The 15711-nt window shown below is 39.0% G+C and carries 22 protein-coding genes; 21 read left to right on the forward strand and 1 reads right to left on the reverse strand.

The window, feature by feature from the left end; all coding sequences use genetic code 11:
- Positions 1 to 99 precede the first annotated feature (99 nt).
- Positions 100 to 459: a helix-turn-helix domain-containing protein gene (locus tag M3191_RS10790; protein WP_251700381.1), complete on the reverse strand. Its 360-nt coding sequence runs from the start codon at positions 457 to 459 to the stop codon at positions 100 to 102.
- Between the two features lie 318 nt (positions 460 to 777).
- On the opposite strand from M3191_RS10790, the gene M3191_RS10795 reads away from it, so the two are divergent.
- The 21 genes from M3191_RS10795 to M3191_RS10890 all read left to right on the forward strand — a co-directional run bounded on the left by M3191_RS10795 (position 778) and on the right by M3191_RS10890 (position 15704).
- A complete protein-coding gene (locus M3191_RS10795) occupies positions 778 to 1098 on the forward strand; it encodes a DUF771 domain-containing protein (protein WP_251700382.1) in 321 nt (106 codons plus the stop codon).
- 48 nt (positions 1099 to 1146) lie between these two features.
- Positions 1147 to 2076 carry a transcription termination/antitermination NusG family protein gene (locus tag M3191_RS10800; RefSeq protein ID WP_251700383.1) on the forward strand — a complete coding sequence of 310 codons (930 nt, stop codon included), beginning with the start codon at positions 1147 to 1149 and terminating at the stop codon, positions 2074 to 2076.
- The gene (gene recD2, locus M3191_RS10805; protein WP_251700384.1) at positions 2073 to 4286 is read left to right on the forward strand and encodes an SF1B family DNA helicase RecD2; all 2214 of its coding nucleotides are present in this window, start codon (positions 2073 to 2075) and stop codon (positions 4284 to 4286) included. The genes M3191_RS10800 and recD2 overlap by 4 nt, the downstream gene beginning before the upstream one ends.
- Before the next feature lie 4 nt (positions 4287 to 4290).
- Positions 4291 to 4950: a helix-turn-helix domain-containing protein gene (locus M3191_RS10810; protein ID WP_251700385.1), complete on the forward strand. Its 660-nt coding sequence runs from the start codon at positions 4291 to 4293 to the stop codon at positions 4948 to 4950.
- A 499-nt stretch (positions 4951 to 5449) separates the two neighbouring features.
- Positions 5450 to 5623 (forward strand): DUF6366 family protein, encoded by a 174-nt coding sequence (locus tag M3191_RS10815; RefSeq protein ID WP_251700386.1) that lies wholly within the window; start codon positions 5450 to 5452, stop codon positions 5621 to 5623.
- Positions 5624 to 5740: 117 nt separating this feature from the next.
- Positions 5741 to 6157, forward strand: coding sequence for a metal ABC transporter substrate-binding protein (locus tag M3191_RS10820; RefSeq protein ID WP_251700387.1), 417 nt, complete (start codon positions 5741 to 5743; stop codon positions 6155 to 6157).
- Between the two features lie 177 nt (positions 6158 to 6334).
- Complete coding sequence (locus M3191_RS10825; RefSeq protein ID WP_251700388.1) at positions 6335 to 6814, forward strand: hypothetical protein; 480 nt, start codon at positions 6335 to 6337, stop codon at positions 6812 to 6814.
- Between the two features lie 106 nt (positions 6815 to 6920).
- A complete protein-coding gene (locus M3191_RS10830; protein ID WP_251700389.1) occupies positions 6921 to 7382 on the forward strand; it encodes a hypothetical protein in 462 nt (153 codons plus the stop codon).
- 369 nt (positions 7383 to 7751) lie between these two features.
- A complete protein-coding gene (locus tag M3191_RS10835) occupies positions 7752 to 8384 on the forward strand; it encodes a DJ-1/PfpI family protein (RefSeq protein WP_239431834.1) in 633 nt (210 codons plus the stop codon).
- A gap of 311 nt (positions 8385 to 8695) precedes the next feature.
- On the forward strand, positions 8696 to 9610 hold the full coding sequence (locus M3191_RS10840; protein WP_251700390.1) for an alpha/beta fold hydrolase: 915 nt from the start codon (positions 8696 to 8698) through the stop codon (positions 9608 to 9610).
- 267 nt (positions 9611 to 9877) lie between these two features.
- On the forward strand, positions 9878 to 10339 hold the full coding sequence (locus M3191_RS10845; protein WP_251700391.1) for a metal-dependent hydrolase: 462 nt from the start codon (positions 9878 to 9880) through the stop codon (positions 10337 to 10339).
- 12 nt (positions 10340 to 10351) lie between these two features.
- Positions 10352 to 11416 carry a ParM/StbA family protein gene (locus M3191_RS10850; protein WP_251700392.1) on the forward strand — a complete coding sequence of 355 codons (1065 nt, stop codon included), beginning with the start codon at positions 10352 to 10354 and terminating at the stop codon, positions 11414 to 11416.
- Position 11417: 1 nt separating this feature from the next.
- Positions 11418 to 11786: a hypothetical protein gene (locus M3191_RS10855; protein WP_251700393.1), complete on the forward strand. Its 369-nt coding sequence runs from the start codon at positions 11418 to 11420 to the stop codon at positions 11784 to 11786.
- 47 nt (positions 11787 to 11833) lie between these two features.
- Positions 11834 to 12199 carry a hypothetical protein gene (locus tag M3191_RS10860; protein ID WP_251700394.1) on the forward strand — a complete coding sequence of 122 codons (366 nt, stop codon included), beginning with the start codon at positions 11834 to 11836 and terminating at the stop codon, positions 12197 to 12199.
- Positions 12196 to 12396 carry a hypothetical protein gene (locus M3191_RS10865; RefSeq protein ID WP_251700395.1) on the forward strand — a complete coding sequence of 67 codons (201 nt, stop codon included), beginning with the start codon at positions 12196 to 12198 and terminating at the stop codon, positions 12394 to 12396. Before M3191_RS10860 ends, M3191_RS10865 begins: the two co-directional genes overlap by 4 nt.
- A complete protein-coding gene (locus M3191_RS18700) occupies positions 12314 to 12631 on the forward strand; it encodes a DUF5348 domain-containing protein (protein WP_353056524.1) in 318 nt (105 codons plus the stop codon). Before M3191_RS10865 ends, M3191_RS18700 begins: the two co-directional genes overlap by 83 nt.
- 28 nt (positions 12632 to 12659) lie before the next feature.
- Positions 12660 to 13340 carry a hypothetical protein gene (locus tag M3191_RS10870; RefSeq protein WP_251700396.1) on the forward strand — a complete coding sequence of 227 codons (681 nt, stop codon included), beginning with the start codon at positions 12660 to 12662 and terminating at the stop codon, positions 13338 to 13340.
- Positions 13341 to 13369: 29 nt separating this feature from the next.
- On the forward strand, positions 13370 to 13591 hold the full coding sequence (locus M3191_RS10875) for a hypothetical protein (protein ID WP_251700397.1): 222 nt from the start codon (positions 13370 to 13372) through the stop codon (positions 13589 to 13591).
- Between the two features lie 39 nt (positions 13592 to 13630).
- Positions 13631 to 14776 carry a conjugal transfer protein gene (locus M3191_RS10880; RefSeq protein ID WP_251700398.1) on the forward strand — a complete coding sequence of 382 codons (1146 nt, stop codon included), beginning with the start codon at positions 13631 to 13633 and terminating at the stop codon, positions 14774 to 14776.
- A gap of 68 nt (positions 14777 to 14844) precedes the next feature.
- Positions 14845 to 15066 (forward strand): hypothetical protein, encoded by a 222-nt coding sequence (locus M3191_RS10885; RefSeq protein ID WP_251695176.1) that lies wholly within the window; start codon positions 14845 to 14847, stop codon positions 15064 to 15066.
- A 101-nt stretch (positions 15067 to 15167) separates the two neighbouring features.
- The gene (locus M3191_RS10890; protein ID WP_251700399.1) at positions 15168 to 15704 is read left to right on the forward strand and encodes a TcpE family conjugal transfer membrane protein; all 537 of its coding nucleotides are present in this window, start codon (positions 15168 to 15170) and stop codon (positions 15702 to 15704) included.
- Positions 15705 to 15711 lie beyond the last annotated feature (7 nt).

The following is a 15711-nucleotide window of genomic DNA, read 5'->3' on the forward strand; positions in this document are numbered from 1 at the left end:
CTTGCCAACAAAACGAATGTATGTTCGCTTTTGATTTATAATGATACCCTATCTAAAAATAAAAGATAGGGTAGGTTAATCATATTTTTAAAATGCGTTTCATTTGTCCTCGTTTTTAATAATTTCCCACATTTTCCGCAATTTCATTAAGTCTTCCTCATCAGATTTGGGTAATTCTAAATACCATCTTTTGAGATCTGGGTCTTTAATCGCATTCTCAAAATCCTCGTCTTCTCCAGTAGGGTAGGAATTATCTGAATGTCCGTAAAGATAATCAATAGAAACATTATAAAGTGTAGCAATTTCTTTTATCATATGTGGATCCGGACGTCTCGTTCCGTATTCCCAATTAGCATAGGTAGATAATGTTTTAATACCTAACTTTCTCGCCACATCCGTTTTTGTCCAATTTCTTTCTTTCCTCAGAGCAATTAATTTCTCGTGAAGGTTTTCAGCCACAATACATGCACCTTCTCATGATCATTTTCTCTATTCTATCATACCATGTGTGGTTTGAGTAACTTCCCAGCACTTAAAGAAGTCTCTAATAATTCATAACGGGTAACATTTTATTTGACTTACTCGTTACGAGTAAGTATAGTAATCTATAAAGTTACTCAAAACGTGTAGAAAATTGGTGTGTTTTAGTTGTTTTTATATTTTTCGAACTCGATACTACACAAATAGTGAAGGGTAATTTTTTTTAATTATAAGTTACTCGAAATGAGTAACTCTAAATTAATTAAACAGATTCTAATATCCAAGGAGGGAAGGCATGTGGAACAACAGTTATCAGTTAATCTTACAATTCCCATTCCGAACGACACGGTTTTAATCCGAAAGGTGGAACTTGAGGAACTGAGAAGTCGCGAGTTGATGGGTGTCTACTGGAGCATGAAGGATCTTGAAAAAAGGACAGGCAAGAAAAGTGAATGGCTTAAAGAGAATATCCTTTTCAGACCACTGTTTAGAAAAGAACTCGACAGTCAGAATGGTGGATTTGTGTATTATCCAAAAGGAAAAGGACAGACTTGGTCATTTCAAGCATCCAAGATGGCGATTTTCCTAGATAGAAATTTTCATCTCGTTTTTCGATAACATTTACGATCCTGTACTGATAAATAACTTTTGAAAGGATGAAGAGAGATGGCATACTTTGTAGTCCAAGTGCGTTCTGGCAAAGAGATTGAAGTGAAAGAAATGTTGAAAGCGGCTTTGCTGAGGACAGGAGATTCGATGGTAAAAGCAATATATGCAATGGAAACATTCACTGAAATCATTCGAAACGAACATGACGTGTGTGATCTATCCGCTTTAAAGACTGAAGACATTTCGGATCACTTATATGTGAAACGGATTCAAGCCGGTTTAAGTAATCTCCGCGCAGCTTGTGACAGTCTCAAAGTATATGAAGATGCCAACTCGCTTAGATTACTCAACAGTTATAAGGAAAACATCCGGGAACTATCAACTGAGTTGCGGGAAGCTCGTAAATGTACAAGGAAAATCAGTAGCGTTTTAAGTGGGTACATTTTAGTTGAATTGAATGTTAACTTTCATTATTTCCCAGATAATATTTGGCATCTAGTGAAATCGATTCCGAATGTAGCTGGGATTCCAAGCAAGTATAATATTCCGCAAGAAGAAGTGGATGCTTTCTTTACTCAAGTTGATGTTACTCCGGAAGTGGAAATACAGCTAGATGAACTATTATCAAATGAGGAAATCCATGTTATGAAAAAAGAAATGCTTCATGAAGCGAACAAGGCTGTGGGAACTGTAGAAGAAGGTGAGTTGCTTAAGAGTATTGATTCACTTGAAACTATGCTGATTGAATCTGTTAATGAGATGAAAGCGACAGTCGATTCATCTAGTCCAATTAAGAGCCTGGTAGAGCGTTGTAAAGCGTTGGTCCGTCGAAAACATCAATCAGTCATCATGCCGAGCACCTTGTTTCTGGGCCTTTACAATGAAATTGAAATACAGAACCTTATTCCAGCCACAAATGCAGATGATTTCCTCCATCGGTTAAAGGGGTGGATTTACCGGCATAGTAGCGAGGTGAACATAGAATGAACGTCTATATTGGGAAAGTCTCGAAAGTGCTGTATCGAAATGAAGAATTCTTAATCGCTATATTGAAGACAGGCGAAGAGGAAATCATTGTTAAGGGAAATATCTATGGGGTGTATAAAGGTGAGGAAATCCAAGTGCAAGGTACTTGGGAGATGCATCCGAAATTCGGTAAACAACTTACGGTCGCCTTTTGGGAAAGGCCAATCCCGCAAACGAAAGATCAGATTATCGCATTCCTTTCCTCTCCACTTGTTAAGGGGTGCGGAGCCAAACAAGCGGCACTCATTACTGAACAGTTAGGAGAAGAGACATTACCCATCATTTCTCAACAAGGCGAACAAAGTTTACAAGGAATCAAAGGAATAGGAAAGAAACGAGCCAATCAGATTGTTGAAAGTGTCAGGTCCACATTTGAAGTCCAAAGAATTCTTTCGGAGTTGCTTGTCTATGGGATAACTGTAAATATGGCTATGCGCTTATATAAGGAATATGAATCCAATACGATTGCCATCGTTACAGAAAATCCATATAAGCTAACAGAGTTGAATCTGATAGGTTTTCTAAAGGCCGATGAAATTGCTCGTAAGATGGGGATTTCCCCTTTGTCTGGATTTCGAATTGATGCTTGTGTGAATTACATCTTGAAGGAAACGTGTTTTAGTTCCGGGCATTGTTTCGTTTCGGAAGATGAGCTTTTGACAGAAGCGGAACGTGCCTTAAACCATAATGCACCAGATGCTGATAAAGTATCTGTGGATGAATTGACTCAAAGTATCTATCGTTTAGAAGAAAAACAGATTGTAATTGAAGAAGGTTGCGTTTATCCCAAATTTTTATTCACATATGAAGACAGATTAGCCCGGAAACTTTCAGAAATGAAGGGTTCTCGGGGTGGCGAAGCATTGCCTTCGCTCGAAAATCAGATAATGATGTATCAGAGGAAACATGGAATCATCTTGGCTGAAAAGCAACGAAAAGCAGTCAGGAGATTGTTCGAGGAACAGATTCTGATACTCACCGGTGGACCCGGAACTGGGAAAACAACCGTTATTCGTGCCATGTTGGATATGTATAAAGATATGTTTCCCGAAAGAATAGTCTGCTTGGCAGCCCCCACCGGTAAAGCGAGTCGTCAACTGTCAGAAGTGGCAGGATATGAAGCTTCTACAATTCATCGATTAATAGGATTCCAGCAAGGAGAGATTCCTCTTTACAATTGGGAAGACAAGCTGCCTTGCGATTTCTTGATCGTTGATGAGATGTCGATGGTTGATGTTCAGTTGGCCAGTTTGTTGTTAGATGCCCTTGAGCGCGATACGAAGATACTCTTTGTTGGTGACATTGACCAACTGCCTTCCGTCAGCCCAGGAAATGTTCTCAGCGATATGATTAGGGCTGGTCTCCCTACAGTCAGCCTGACAGAAGTATTTAGACAAGCCGAAGAAAGTCAGATTATCAGCAACGCCCATAGAGTCAATAAAGGGAAATCACTTCTTATCAATGATGATAAAGGTGATTTTTATTTTATCCATCAAGAAGACCCGAAGCGAATAACTAAAATGATTGTCAGAAGCGCACTTCGTTTTCAGGAGTTGGGTTATCCCTTGTCCGATATCTTGATATTAAGCCCGATGAAAAAAGGTCCCGTCGGTACGATCACATTGAATGAGCAGCTACGGGAAGCCTTAAATCCTCCTGATCAAACGAAAAATGAGTGGAGAATCGGCAAGAGGCTTTTCAGGCTTGGCGATAAAGTGATACAGATTAAGAACAATAAAACAAAAGGTGTTTTCAATGGAGATATCGGGGTTATCGTACAAATTTCAAAAGATGTAAATCAAGATAACGAAACCGTGGAATTGATGACTTGTGATTTTTCTGGATTGACCGTGACATACGAAAAGGCAGATACAAAAGAATTGGAGCTTGGCTATGCGATCACCATCCACAAGTCGCAAGGGGGTGAATCACCGATTGTCATCATCCCTGCTACGACCAGCCACTATGTCATGCTTGCTCGCAATCTGATGTATACAGGAATGACGAGAGCAAAGGAGAAGATTGTCCTAATCGGTACACAGAAGGCAATGAATATGGCTATCAACAATAACAAATTGGCTAATAGGAATAGCAGGTTGGCACAACGGATAAGAACATATATCAGTTACAATAATAGATTCGTAAATGAATCTAGCATAGATAGGCGGTGAATGTATGAATTTGAAGGAGCATCTAGAGTCAGCGGAAAAGAAAGCTAGATTGCGTGATAGTAAGTCAGTCGTTGATTTAGTGAGTGTAGCCAATGAGGAACGTAAAGCGAATGAGCAGGGGTATGGCCTCTACAAACTGGAACAGAAGAACAAGGCAACATTTGTACAGGGAATCAAAGATAACCTAGATGTGCTAGTCAGGAATGAACACCTGACGAATGCAGAGCTAGGTTTTTTATTTTCACTGTCTCCATTAGTTGAGTTTCATTCGAATGCAGTCACGGATCAAGAGACCGGACAATTTATGACTGTTTCGGATTTAGCAATCTATTTGAACAGAAGCAGAGAGAGCTGTAGCCGTGTATTAAGCAAGTTGATTGAAAAAGGGGTGATTTATGAATTTGTGGATGCTCAAGAGATCAAAGAGTTTAACCGCAATGTTTCACGAAGACCTCTGTTTATGAACCCTGAAATTATCTATGCTGGTGATCGAAACAAGGTGGATGCCACTTTATCCAAACTGATCATCACCTTTGATCGGTTGGAAAGGAAGAAAGTATTGCTGCCATGGAAATTATGGATTCACCAGAACGAGGAACACGGGAAACTGTATAAAAGGAAAACCTTTTTGGAGTTCAAAAAAAAACAAAAAGCAGGTAAATGACCTATTTGGGGTGTGACATATTTATCACTCCCCTTGACTTTTCGAATTAAAGGGGAATTTCTCGAAAGTGGGTGTGACAATTAAATCACACCCCTGTGACTTTTCTGTCACACCCTAAACCTGCAACAAACGTTGTCATAAAGGGCTTCTTGGCCTTTTTGCTAATGGCGCCCTTTCTCACTCTTATATATAGGGCTATATCTTAAGAAAAAAACTTATCAAATGCTGATTTATATCATCGAAGTAAAGGGAGTTGGAAAAAGGAAATATGACGTTCACCATAACGGGTTCGGTTGTTGGGTAGAACCCATGAATTAGCACATTAAATGAATACAAATAGAAGCGACCGTTTAAAAATTTGCGGTGTTGTATTTGGAGACTTATGGTAAAATAAATTTAAATGTTGTGAAGATTTTCACTCAAGGTAACGGTGCAGGTTAGATGAAGAAGTAAAGAGAGATTTCATGTTTTTAAAAAGCGTAAAAAAATGGGGGGTATAATGTCCGAGGAAGAAAGAGAAAGGTTAAAAGCTAAAGAACAACGAAAAAACCCTGGTGGTACTTTGAACGATGCGTGGGCTCAAGCCCACACAGGAGCACCCAGCAGCAGTGGGTGTTTAGGCATTTTAATTATTGTGGTAATCATTCTGCTGGTAGAAGCGTGCTCAAAATAATCTTATTGTAGTAACGGGTGCTTTACTTCAAGAAGGGGTAAAGCCTTTTTTCTTATTGAACTAACGCAGCAGTTTAGTGAAAGAAGAAGGTTTTCTAATTTTACGAGGGGGGAGAAAATGAGGAAGGATTTATTTGTCTTAGCAGTTATTTCGTTACTTTTGTTAGTTGGTTGTTCACAAGAAGAAACATCACCAAAGGCTGAAGATAATAATAGCAGTGAAATAGTGATGGATGTCTTTATACCGACCAGGGAAAGTATTTTAGAAAATGGCCGCTATCCAATAAATAATAATGGAGAAACTTATGGACCAAATATGGGAAACGCGACGATTACTCTCGGTGAACCTGATTTAATGTCAGCAAAAGGTGAGAACGGTACAATAGGTTATGTAAAAAGAGTAGATTTGGAAGGTCCACAGCCTAAAACTCCTGCCGAAGCAGTAAGACTTTCAAAAGTAGCTAAACCAAGAGAAATTCCTTTGTATGATGTTGATGGAGAGACTATTATTGGTAAGTTTATTGTAGGTCGATAGTAAAGAGAAAGTGTGTTATTGAAGTAACGGCTGCTTTACTTGCAGATCGTTGAGCTGCTTAGACGGCTCTTTTTTCTTATTCAACTAACGGTTCAGGTTAGTTAAATAGCATTTGCATTCGTCTAACCAAAAACTGTTTCAAAGAAGTGAATATTTATTCATACAGGGGGGATATCAATGCGTTCTATCCTTATCATTTTTTTAGTTTTTGGATTGTTACTAACGGGTTGTTCAAATGAAACAAGTATAACAGAAGTCGGAGTTTATACAGCAGAAGATATACCTCTTGAAGAAGGAGAAGGTAGAGTAACTATTGCGTTTGAGGAAACAATACTCGATGACGGTATGGTTGCTGATGGACTCATTGATGTAATTGTATTAGCAAAAGGATTAAAACCAAATGCAAACTATGAAATTTCACTTGGTGAAAATAATCATGGAGTCGTTTTTGGGCCTGAAGAAAATGTCGAGTTACGATTTGGAACTATGGTTGGGGAAACCTTATTTCAACCTAACGAGCAAGGAGAACTGTATGTTTCAATGAAGAATCCATTAAGAGTTATAAATGAAAATGAAGTGCGAGTTATTGTCTTAGAAAATGGAAAAGAAGTATTAAGAACTCAACCTTTTATAGTGTCGAAAGAAACTCCGCAATAAAGAAATAACAATAGCATTGTAACTATGGAAAATTATTATTGAACTAACGGAGCAGTTTAGTGGAAGAAGGATATGTAATTTAGCAAAAAATAACAGAGGGGTATATATGAGAAAGAATTCAATGGTCGTGTTTTTTTTATTGATTATACTAATTCTATCTGCATGTAATAATGTTGACGAAAAAGAACCAGTAGAAAGTGTAGATGTATCAACTGTTCAATCTGACGGTAAAGAATATCAGGCACAAATTCTAAAGGTCGATACAGATTTAGAAGTGAAAGATGGCTGGCACATGGTACCAAAAGGTGTCAATAGAATGACTATCTCCGTGGAAGCAGAAAATGTTGAAACAATACTCTTTTGGATATCCGAAACTGGAACAGGGACTTGGGCTGAAAGAACACTTATTGGCTACGACATAGATGGAAACGATGGCTGGTCGATTGAATGGGAATTTGGCGATAGGATATTCCACGACCATATTACTGTTCAGGCGTTGGGAAGCGATTTTGAAACACAAGCAAGGGAGACTTTGAATGTGCATTCTGTTGATCAGACGGATAAGTGATAATTTGTAAGATATTTTCTTGGTTTGTAAATTTACACTTAAACTAATGAGTGCATTAAATAAAGATCGTTGAGCTGCTTAACGGCTCATCTTTCTAATTCAACTAACGCAGCAGGTTAGTTGAATTAGAAGAAAAGGAAAATGGAGGGGATTAGGTTTTTAACAACCTTGATAAATACAAGTTCATTCAACGAACTGTTGGCTTTTTCTGACGAACCCGGACCATGCTATGAAGCTAAGTGTTATTAAAATAATAGGTTGGTACAGCTCATAAGATTTAGTTAGATACAGAATATTTTAATTCTTTATAGGACTATCTTTACATATACCCCGTGCATGTATATGATATGTGTAAAAGGGGGTTTTTTTATGAATCAAATTAATGTAGGAATACTGTTATTTGATGATGTGGATGCACTTGACTTTGCAGGTCCTTATGAAGTTTTCAACTTAACAACTTACAAAGATAGTGATGTAAACAAATTATTTATGAACAAATTAGAAATTCAAGAAAAACCTTTTAATGTCAGTACAGTTTCAGAAGACGGTAGTTCAATAAAAGTGCATAACGGTTTAATTGTTCAACCTGATTTCAGTTTTAATAATGCTCCCCCCTTTGATTTGGTTGTAGTCCCCGGAGGTCCATATAAAGCAATAAAAGCAGTAAGCAAAAATCAAAAAATAATTAATTGGATTGCAAATCAAGGAAAGGATAAATTGATTACCTCTGTGTGCACTGGTTCCATATTTTTGGCAGAAGCTGGACTGTTGGATGGTAAACAGGCAACAACAAATATAGCGGCTTTAGATTATCTGGAAAGGAATTATACAAAAGTAGAAGTTATTAGAGGAGTAAAATACGTTGATCAAGGGAATGTTGTAACGTCCGCTGGAATTTCAGCAGGTATTAATATGGCGCTATTTGTTGTGGGGAAATTATTAAATGAAGAAGCATCGATTAGAACGGCAAATACTATAGAATTTACACCTACAGAAGGATGATTTATTTTGGTGTAAGGACGCATTCGAATCGTTATGCGCATGAATACCTTGTCGATCTAACGGGGCCATTTAGCTGAACAAGTTAAGAAAATAAGTGAAGGATAGGAGAAAAATGAATGTTGCAGCGATGTCCATAATCTTCTCCGGTGCAATAATTGGCATTGTAAGTGCAATTTCAGGAATGCAAAAGAAAAATGATGGTAAAAAAGAATAAAGTGGTTTGGGCGCGATTGTTTAATAAGCGTCCTTTTTCTTATTAAACTAACGAAGCAGTTTAGTTCAATAAGAGCATCTATTATATAAGCAAGTGGGTGAGTAAAATTAGTGAATTTTTAACAATTAATAATAAGAGAATTGAGATCCTCCAAAAGGGGAAAAATGGTTCGCCGATAATTATCCTTACAGGGATGGGTTGCTCATTTGATGAGTGGTACTATGTGGTAGAGTCATTAAGTAAATCTAACAGAGTCGTAATGTTTCATAGGCCTGGACTTGGTGAGAGTGAAATTCGAAATGAAGTCCGTAGTACACAAGCGGTCGTAAACGAAATAAATGAGTTGATGCTTCTACTTGGAATATTTGAGCCTGTATTATTAGTTGGTCATTCATATGGTGGTTTATGCGCCCAGCATTTTGTAAAAGAGCATCCTAAAAAGGTTGCAGGATTAGTGTTGGTAGATTCAACTTCTGTTGAATTTAAGGTCTTAGACGAGTTGGATACACCAGTTTTGAATGAAGGTTCAACCGATGAAATATGGGTAGAAAAATGCGGTTTTTACTCTCTGATGAATCAGGATAAATTAAGAGAAATAATAAATCCTATTCTTACAAATAAACAAAAACAACTCCCAATTGATGTACAAAAACGTTTGATTAATTTCCAGATTAATCCTTCGTTATACAAAGCAATGCAATCTGAAATTAGTAACTGGAAGCAAGACGCAGAAACTATAAAAAACTTGGGGGAATTCCCTAATACACCTTTAATCGTAATTGGTCGAGATAGAGAACATAATATTAGGGTAGGAACTGAGGATGGTTTACCAGAGTCGGAGTTAAGGTTACTAGAAGATAAGTGGCAAGAACTAATTATGAACCAAGTTAAACTTTCTCGAAATAGTAAATTAATATTAGCACAAGAGGCAAGTCATTCAATACATCTTGATAGACCAGATATTATTATTGAATCAATAAGGTGGTTAACAAATAATTCCTTGTTTAACTAACGGGTGCTTAGTTGAAGAATCGGCGCTACCTTTACATGGCAGCTTTTTCTTATTGAGTAATGGAATATTTCAGCATTAGGCTGCCTAATCAGAAGACACAAAAAACAATCTAAAACATGGGCTGGAAAAATGATGGTGTAGCGATTTATTGTTCGCTCTCCCTCCAATTTTCCAGCCCATGTTTTCCTTTGTTTGATAAAAGGATAGGCGAGATTGGAGATTGAAAGGACATGGAGGCTGATGAATTAAAAAGTGAGGTGTTGTCAGGTGGAGTGGTCCACTCACGCTATTTCAGGAATTGTAGCAGGATATACGGTGACAGGGGGTGATTGGAAAGGGGCTGCGGTTGGAGCTGTTGCAGGAGTCATTCCAGATCTTGATGAACCGAAATCTAAGTTCGGGAAGCTGTTTTTCTTTGTATCCTATCCAATCCATTCATTGTTTGGTCATCGTACCTTTACCCATTCGCTTCTGTTTGTGTTCATTGTAGGCATACTGGTTCATCCATTTGCCGAGTGGTGGGTGACATATGCATGTATTGGTGGAATCCTTGCTCACATTATAGGAGACATGCTGACTGGAAAAGTGAAGCTGTTCTATCCCTCCAGTAAATCTGTGGGCATTTCAATACCGTCTTTGAGCTTTACATTAATTGATAGAATCACAAGGCTATCACTCATTATTTATGCATGCTGTGTCATTGCAGCAAAGTTGAATATGAAATTTTAGGAGGTCATAGGTTTGGAGAACGTAGCAGTCGATTTGGGCTATGGATTTGTTAAGGCGATGTCATCATCAGGGAAGCGTGTCATTTTCCCTTCGCTAGTCGGGAAAGGGTACGACAGGGGAATTACGAATATCCTCGGGGATACACCGAATGACATGGCAAACATGTATGTAACCATCGAGAATGAAGATTATTTCGTGGGAGAACTTGCCAATGAATCACGTTCGTTATCCCGTATCTTTGAACGTGAACGGTTCAATCATATTTACACACATATCCTTTTGAATACGGCCATACAGCTTGTCACGGGTGGCAGAGGAGGCTCAGTTAATCTTTCAACAGGTCTTCCGCTTGATTTCTATCAGGCGCAAGCCAAGAACTTTCAATCCTCCATCACTGGCATCCAGTCTATTATTGAGTGGAAGTCGGGCCCGTTAGTTGAAGGGGCGAAACAAGTGAACGTAGAACGCGCACTAGTATTTCCGCAAGGTGCTTCAGCCATCTTTTCAGCCCTGATCAATCATGAAGGGAAGTCTACTTATCCTCAATTCATGAACCAAGGGTCCCTGATCGGTTTAATTGATATCGGTTTTAGAACAACTGATTTTGTTGTAGTTGAAATTCAGGAGAACGGATCTTTTGTTCCAAAGGCTAAATTATCCGGTACTGTGGATGACGGTGTAAATAATTTGTATAGGGATATTCGACAATCCTTCAAGACGCAAACGGGTGGCGCGGATTTGAGTGAGCTTTATATCAATCGGATTTTAAAGGATGAACAATTGAAGTATAAAGGAAAGAGTATTGATTTCAGCCAAATCATTCAATCCAGTAAGAAGTCCATAGTCTCTAACATTGTAGATCGCTTGAAAAACGTATGGGCTGAAGAATCGGATCTATTCGATGCGATTTTCTTGGCCGGTGGGGGTGGCGAACTGTTCGAGCCTTTTATCCAGCCCCATTTTGATAACCGGTTGTTGAAGATAACGGAAAGCCAATTTGCAAACACAATCGGCTATTTGAGATTAGGTAAGTCTGTATTCGAGCAGCTGGATCGCCGGCATAAGTCAGTGATGTGATATGAATGCAAATTGGGAAAAGCGGTATAGCTTCCGTCTTCAAGAAGAGGATGAAGAAATCTATAACTTATTGGCACGCGTACCTGACAACAAGCGAAGCGAGACCATCAGGCAGATGCTACGTTTCGCGGTCCGGACACTATCGGAAAAACAAAAATCGAATGAGGAAAACAGGCGATTGTTAAAAGAAGTGCAGCTATTACGAGAAGACTTGATGAAGCAACATTTGGAGCTATTGACGAAAATCGAGGGCAGTCAGTCATTCGGGAATGTCCAGGCGGATGATACGAATGAAGATTCGACAATAACGGAACAAGCGATAGATGATAGCGCAAGTGCGATGCTGTCGTCTTTTGGCATTGAATTCTAACCATTAATGGAGGTGCGAAAACATTGAAGACTAAGGAAGAGCTACGTATGCGTAAGAAGAAAAAGTTCTTGAAAGTTTGTAAAACGTTGAGGGTTTGTGATTCCTGTCTGTTTAAAGAAATGGTGATGATGGGGGATCGATCGAATGACAAGGAGATGGTCGAAGCTCTCTGTGGTGGCTGTCCCAATTATATAGAAATGCGGAAAGTAGGTGACGAGCTTTGGAATACAGATACGTATCTTGAAGCTATCCTTGAGAAAAAACAGGACATAACCACCCAGGAAATATTAATGTTGCTTGACGAGGGAATTCCAAAGAAGAGAATTCGAGAAGCTCTGGGAATCCGTTCGGCGATGGAATTCAGAACTTTTATCTCGGGACTTGTTGAAAATGAAAGGAGACTATACCAATGAAGCTACTGGAAACAACTATCGAATCTTATGTAGAAGCTGAATATCAAATAAAACGTCTTTTAACAGATACGCGGGACCTTATGAAAAATATAAATGTGTTCAATTTGAATGCTGATGCTGTCCAAAAATATCACATATTGTACAAAGCGATGGAGGGACTTGAGGAGGCTTATTCTTCTATCGTCGTTTTTGAATAAGAAGGTTTTGATAGAAGGGCACTTGCTGAAGAATGACCGGGGTCGCTATGAACTATGTGGCAGAGAATTTACGAGTGGTTCCTTGATTGACGTTTGGCGCGAAGACCCGGTTATAAAAGATGGGGGCTATTACATTTCTTCTCGGATTGAGCATCGTGGAGGTGACTATTACTGCGTAGATATGCCTTATATAAAATTGGATGGATTGAAAGCTCGCTACATGGCTGCATCCTGAGGATTTCATTGTGAAAGGAGCGAGGAAGATGCAGATGAGTTTGGAACAAACCTATAAGGCGGTCATACTGAAAGAAATGTTGGAACAGGAATTAAAGGAACTTGAATCCGTTCAAAAAAACAAGGGTCGTAAAAAAATGATAAGCAGGGCAACCATGCGGAAGATCTTGAAACGATCGTTCATCTGGTTGCCTGTTTTTATGATCTTCGTGAATTATGTCCGTAATGGAATTGACCCTTTTATTTTCATCTATGCACCTGTGTTTCTGTTTTACACTTCTGTCTATACGAGTGTAATACTCTTGTTCTTATGGATTTACAATTCAGCCGTCAAGTACTTCCTTAGGAAGAAGAAGGTGAACCCAAAAGAGGTTGCATTTTATGAGCAAAATAAAAAAGTCGTCAAGGTAAACATCAAAACGGTTGAGCTTGCTTTGAAAAATCAATCTTCATTGATGCCGAAATATCATACCAAAGAGGTTTTGGAGCAATTGATTGCTTATAAGAGGGAGGGGAGAGTAAAAACCGATCAGGATGCTATCAAACTGTTTACAAAGGAGCATCCTTCACATGCTCAGCCCGTTTCTTCAAAATCAGGAAGAGTGTTTACGAAAATGAGTTTGCTCATTCGAACCTTCATAGGAACGGTTGCAGCTGCATCCCTTTTTGCAAGCGGTATTAACCACCAAAAATATCGCAAGGGATGGTGATGCGCGATTCTGTGAAAGGGGGTGAATGAATGTTTAAGCTGATTATCGGGACTATCCTTATGGTCTTCCTAATCGTTGTGATTGGAAGCCTATTGTTGGAGCAATTTCCGACGTTGATCCCTTTATGGGAAGAGCTGAAAATGCACGTTATCAATCTTTATGAGTCCTCATTAGTTAAATACGGGACGGTGACTACACTTGTATTGATTGTCGCGATTTTCATCGTCGTTGGAAGCTCGAAGAAGTTTTAACGAATGGAGAACGAGTAAAATGGAGGGAGGTAATCGATATTGAGGAAGAGATTAAATAAGTCGGGGACTTCAAAGGACAGTCTTTTGAAAACGGCAATTGAGATTTTCAAAAGAGCGAATGAAAATGAAAAACGAAAGAAAGAAATTAGAATACGAGAAAAGAAAAGCAGACCGAAAGGATACCGGGCTAAGAAGCTTGGGGCATTCACTTTCTGGTTGCTTTTTTCATTTATGCTGCTGATTGTATTCGTCAATATATTTTCTTCTAATGGGCTCTCAAATGCAGTCACTGAAGGAGAAGAAGAATTGAATAAAGCAACTTCAGCAGAAGGAATTGAGTTCGCAAAAAGTTTCCTTGTAACCTATTTCAATTGGAACGTAGATAACGAGAAAAGGAGTGATCGAATCGGTAGGCTAGGTCGTTATCTACCAGACACATTAAGCGAGGAGGCGGTAACAGGCGGTAGCAAATGGAACTCAACTCTTACCCGTGAAAGCATTGTGCTGAAGGATATAGATAATCTTGGAGAATCCAAAGCGCTGATTACATTTCAAGTGAAAGTGTTGTTTCAACGGACAGCAGTCAATGACCAGACGGAAGATAAAGCGAAAAATGCTCCCGAAAGGGTGAAGGCTGATAAGTATATTTCCGTCCCTGTTTTCTATGACGAGATAGAAAATCGTTTTATCGTTTATGACTTGCCAAGTTTCACCTTCGTGGAGCAGGAGAAGATTGATAGCACGATTGCTCTTGAAACGGACGGTCTAAAGTCAGTTACAGATGGCAGCACTCAAAACATCAAGGCATTCCTAGACACGTTCTTTGGAGCTTTTTCAACAGACTCCAAGGACAAGCTAACTTATATCGTGGAAGATCCGAAACACCAAAATGGACTTAACCAGACAATGAATTTTGTGAGATTAAAGAACACGGAAATATTCGAAGGGAAAAAAGCGGAAGAAAAAGTGGTCAGGACAGAAGTGATCCTTGCGGAACCAGATACGGGAATTGAATTCACTTCCTCTTATCTCTTAGTGTTGGCCGAAAAGGAAGGGCGATACACCATTTTACACATCAACAACAAGTCATACATCGATGAGTTGAAAAATAAGAAGCATGAAGAGGAAATCGAAGCGACTGAAGGTCGAGAGCTTCATAAGGAAGACGATCCGGAAGATGAATAACTAGAAGAATAGGTGAGGATGACGCAGACAATCGTCTGTGTTTTTTATTGTGGAGGGAGGTGAATTGAATGAGTTTGGAAGGATTGTTTACATGGATTTCAGAGGAGATCAAGTGGGCATTGTTCATCGTTCTGTTTATTGCCCTGATTGTAACAGCTTTTAAAAGAGCGTGGATCGCGATGATCGGTGTTGTTATCGGTCTTGCCTTCATTGGAATTTTCATCGTGAATCCTGATGTCTTGATTGGTATTTCCGAGTTTATTGCGGAGAAATTGAGTTTAGGAAAATAAAACTCGCAACAATTATTTATCGGCAAGGGGATTATCCTTCTTGCTTTTATAGATAGTGTACAGCATGGAGGTGAAAGCTCATTAAAAGGATTCCGCTGTATGTGCTGAACAATTTCATTCGTTTTGAACGGCAGCTTTATCAAATCTTTGGTTTGGAATTGGGAAGACCGCTGCGGTTGAAGGCAGTCATGTATTTCATTTCGATTGGGCTAATAGAAGCAGCCATTTACTTCACGCCTGGAATTGGTCGCTTAATCAATTGGGTACCGGTGGGAATTTTGATTCTTATTCCAATCGCACTAGCTTGGTTACTTGCTGACGTCGGGACGGAAGGGAGGTCACCAATCCACTTTTTCCGCTCATTCATTTCCTATCAAATAAGGAAGCTGAAGAACAATACATTTTACAGAGGACGAGAAGTGGAGAGAGAAAGGGATTATCAATTCCATAACTACTATACCTATGCCGAATCAAAACGGTCTGAAGAATTGTTAGACCTGCGAAGAGAAGTCGATGAGGAGCATGCAAAAGCTATGAAATATCTGGCCCGTATTTTAAACGAAGACCCTGAGTTAAATTTACATGAGAAACCAACCACTGGTGCAAATGGTGAAATAGAGGGCGATAAGATTGCATGAGGGAAAT

The sequence above is a fragment of the Sporosarcina luteola genome, from assembly GCF_023715535.1.
Lineage (GTDB): Bacteria > Bacillota > Bacilli > Bacillales_A > Planococcaceae > Sporosarcina > Sporosarcina luteola_B.

Excerpts from the sequence above, each read along its gene's own strand:
- M3191_RS10815 (WP_251700386.1), top strand. The coding sequence starts at position 5,450 with ATGTCCGAGGAAGAAAGAGAAAGGTTAAAAGCTAAAGAACAACGAAAA.
- M3191_RS10885 (WP_251695176.1), top strand. The coding sequence starts at position 14,845 with ATGAGTTTGGAAGGATTGTTTACATGGATTTCAGAGGAGATCAAGTGG.
- M3191_RS10820 (WP_251700387.1), top strand. The coding sequence starts at position 5,741 with ATGAGGAAGGATTTATTTGTCTTAGCAGTTATTTCGTTACTTTTGTTA.
- M3191_RS10875 (WP_251700397.1), top strand. The coding sequence starts at position 13,370 with ATGTTTAAGCTGATTATCGGGACTATCCTTATGGTCTTCCTAATCGTT.
- M3191_RS10825 (WP_251700388.1), top strand. The coding sequence starts at position 6,335 with ATGCGTTCTATCCTTATCATTTTTTTAGTTTTTGGATTGTTACTAACG.
- M3191_RS10835 (WP_239431834.1), top strand. The coding sequence starts at position 7,752 with ATGAATCAAATTAATGTAGGAATACTGTTATTTGATGATGTGGATGCA.
- recD2 (WP_251700384.1), top strand. The coding sequence starts at position 2,073 with ATGAACGTCTATATTGGGAAAGTCTCGAAAGTGCTGTATCGAAATGAA.
- M3191_RS18700 (WP_353056524.1), top strand. The coding sequence starts at position 12,314 with ATGCTGTCCAAAAATATCACATATTGTACAAAGCGATGGAGGGACTTG.
- M3191_RS10800 (WP_251700383.1), top strand. The coding sequence starts at position 1,147 with ATGGCATACTTTGTAGTCCAAGTGCGTTCTGGCAAAGAGATTGAAGTG.
- M3191_RS10860 (WP_251700394.1), top strand. The coding sequence starts at position 11,834 with ATGCGTAAGAAGAAAAAGTTCTTGAAAGTTTGTAAAACGTTGAGGGTT.
- M3191_RS10830 (WP_251700389.1), top strand. The coding sequence starts at position 6,921 with ATGAGAAAGAATTCAATGGTCGTGTTTTTTTTATTGATTATACTAATT.
- M3191_RS10865 (WP_251700395.1), top strand. The coding sequence starts at position 12,196 with ATGAAGCTACTGGAAACAACTATCGAATCTTATGTAGAAGCTGAATAT.
- M3191_RS10870 (WP_251700396.1), top strand. The coding sequence starts at position 12,660 with ATGCAGATGAGTTTGGAACAAACCTATAAGGCGGTCATACTGAAAGAA.
- M3191_RS10855 (WP_251700393.1), top strand. The coding sequence starts at position 11,418 with ATGAATGCAAATTGGGAAAAGCGGTATAGCTTCCGTCTTCAAGAAGAG.
- M3191_RS10810 (WP_251700385.1), top strand. The coding sequence starts at position 4,291 with ATGAATTTGAAGGAGCATCTAGAGTCAGCGGAAAAGAAAGCTAGATTG.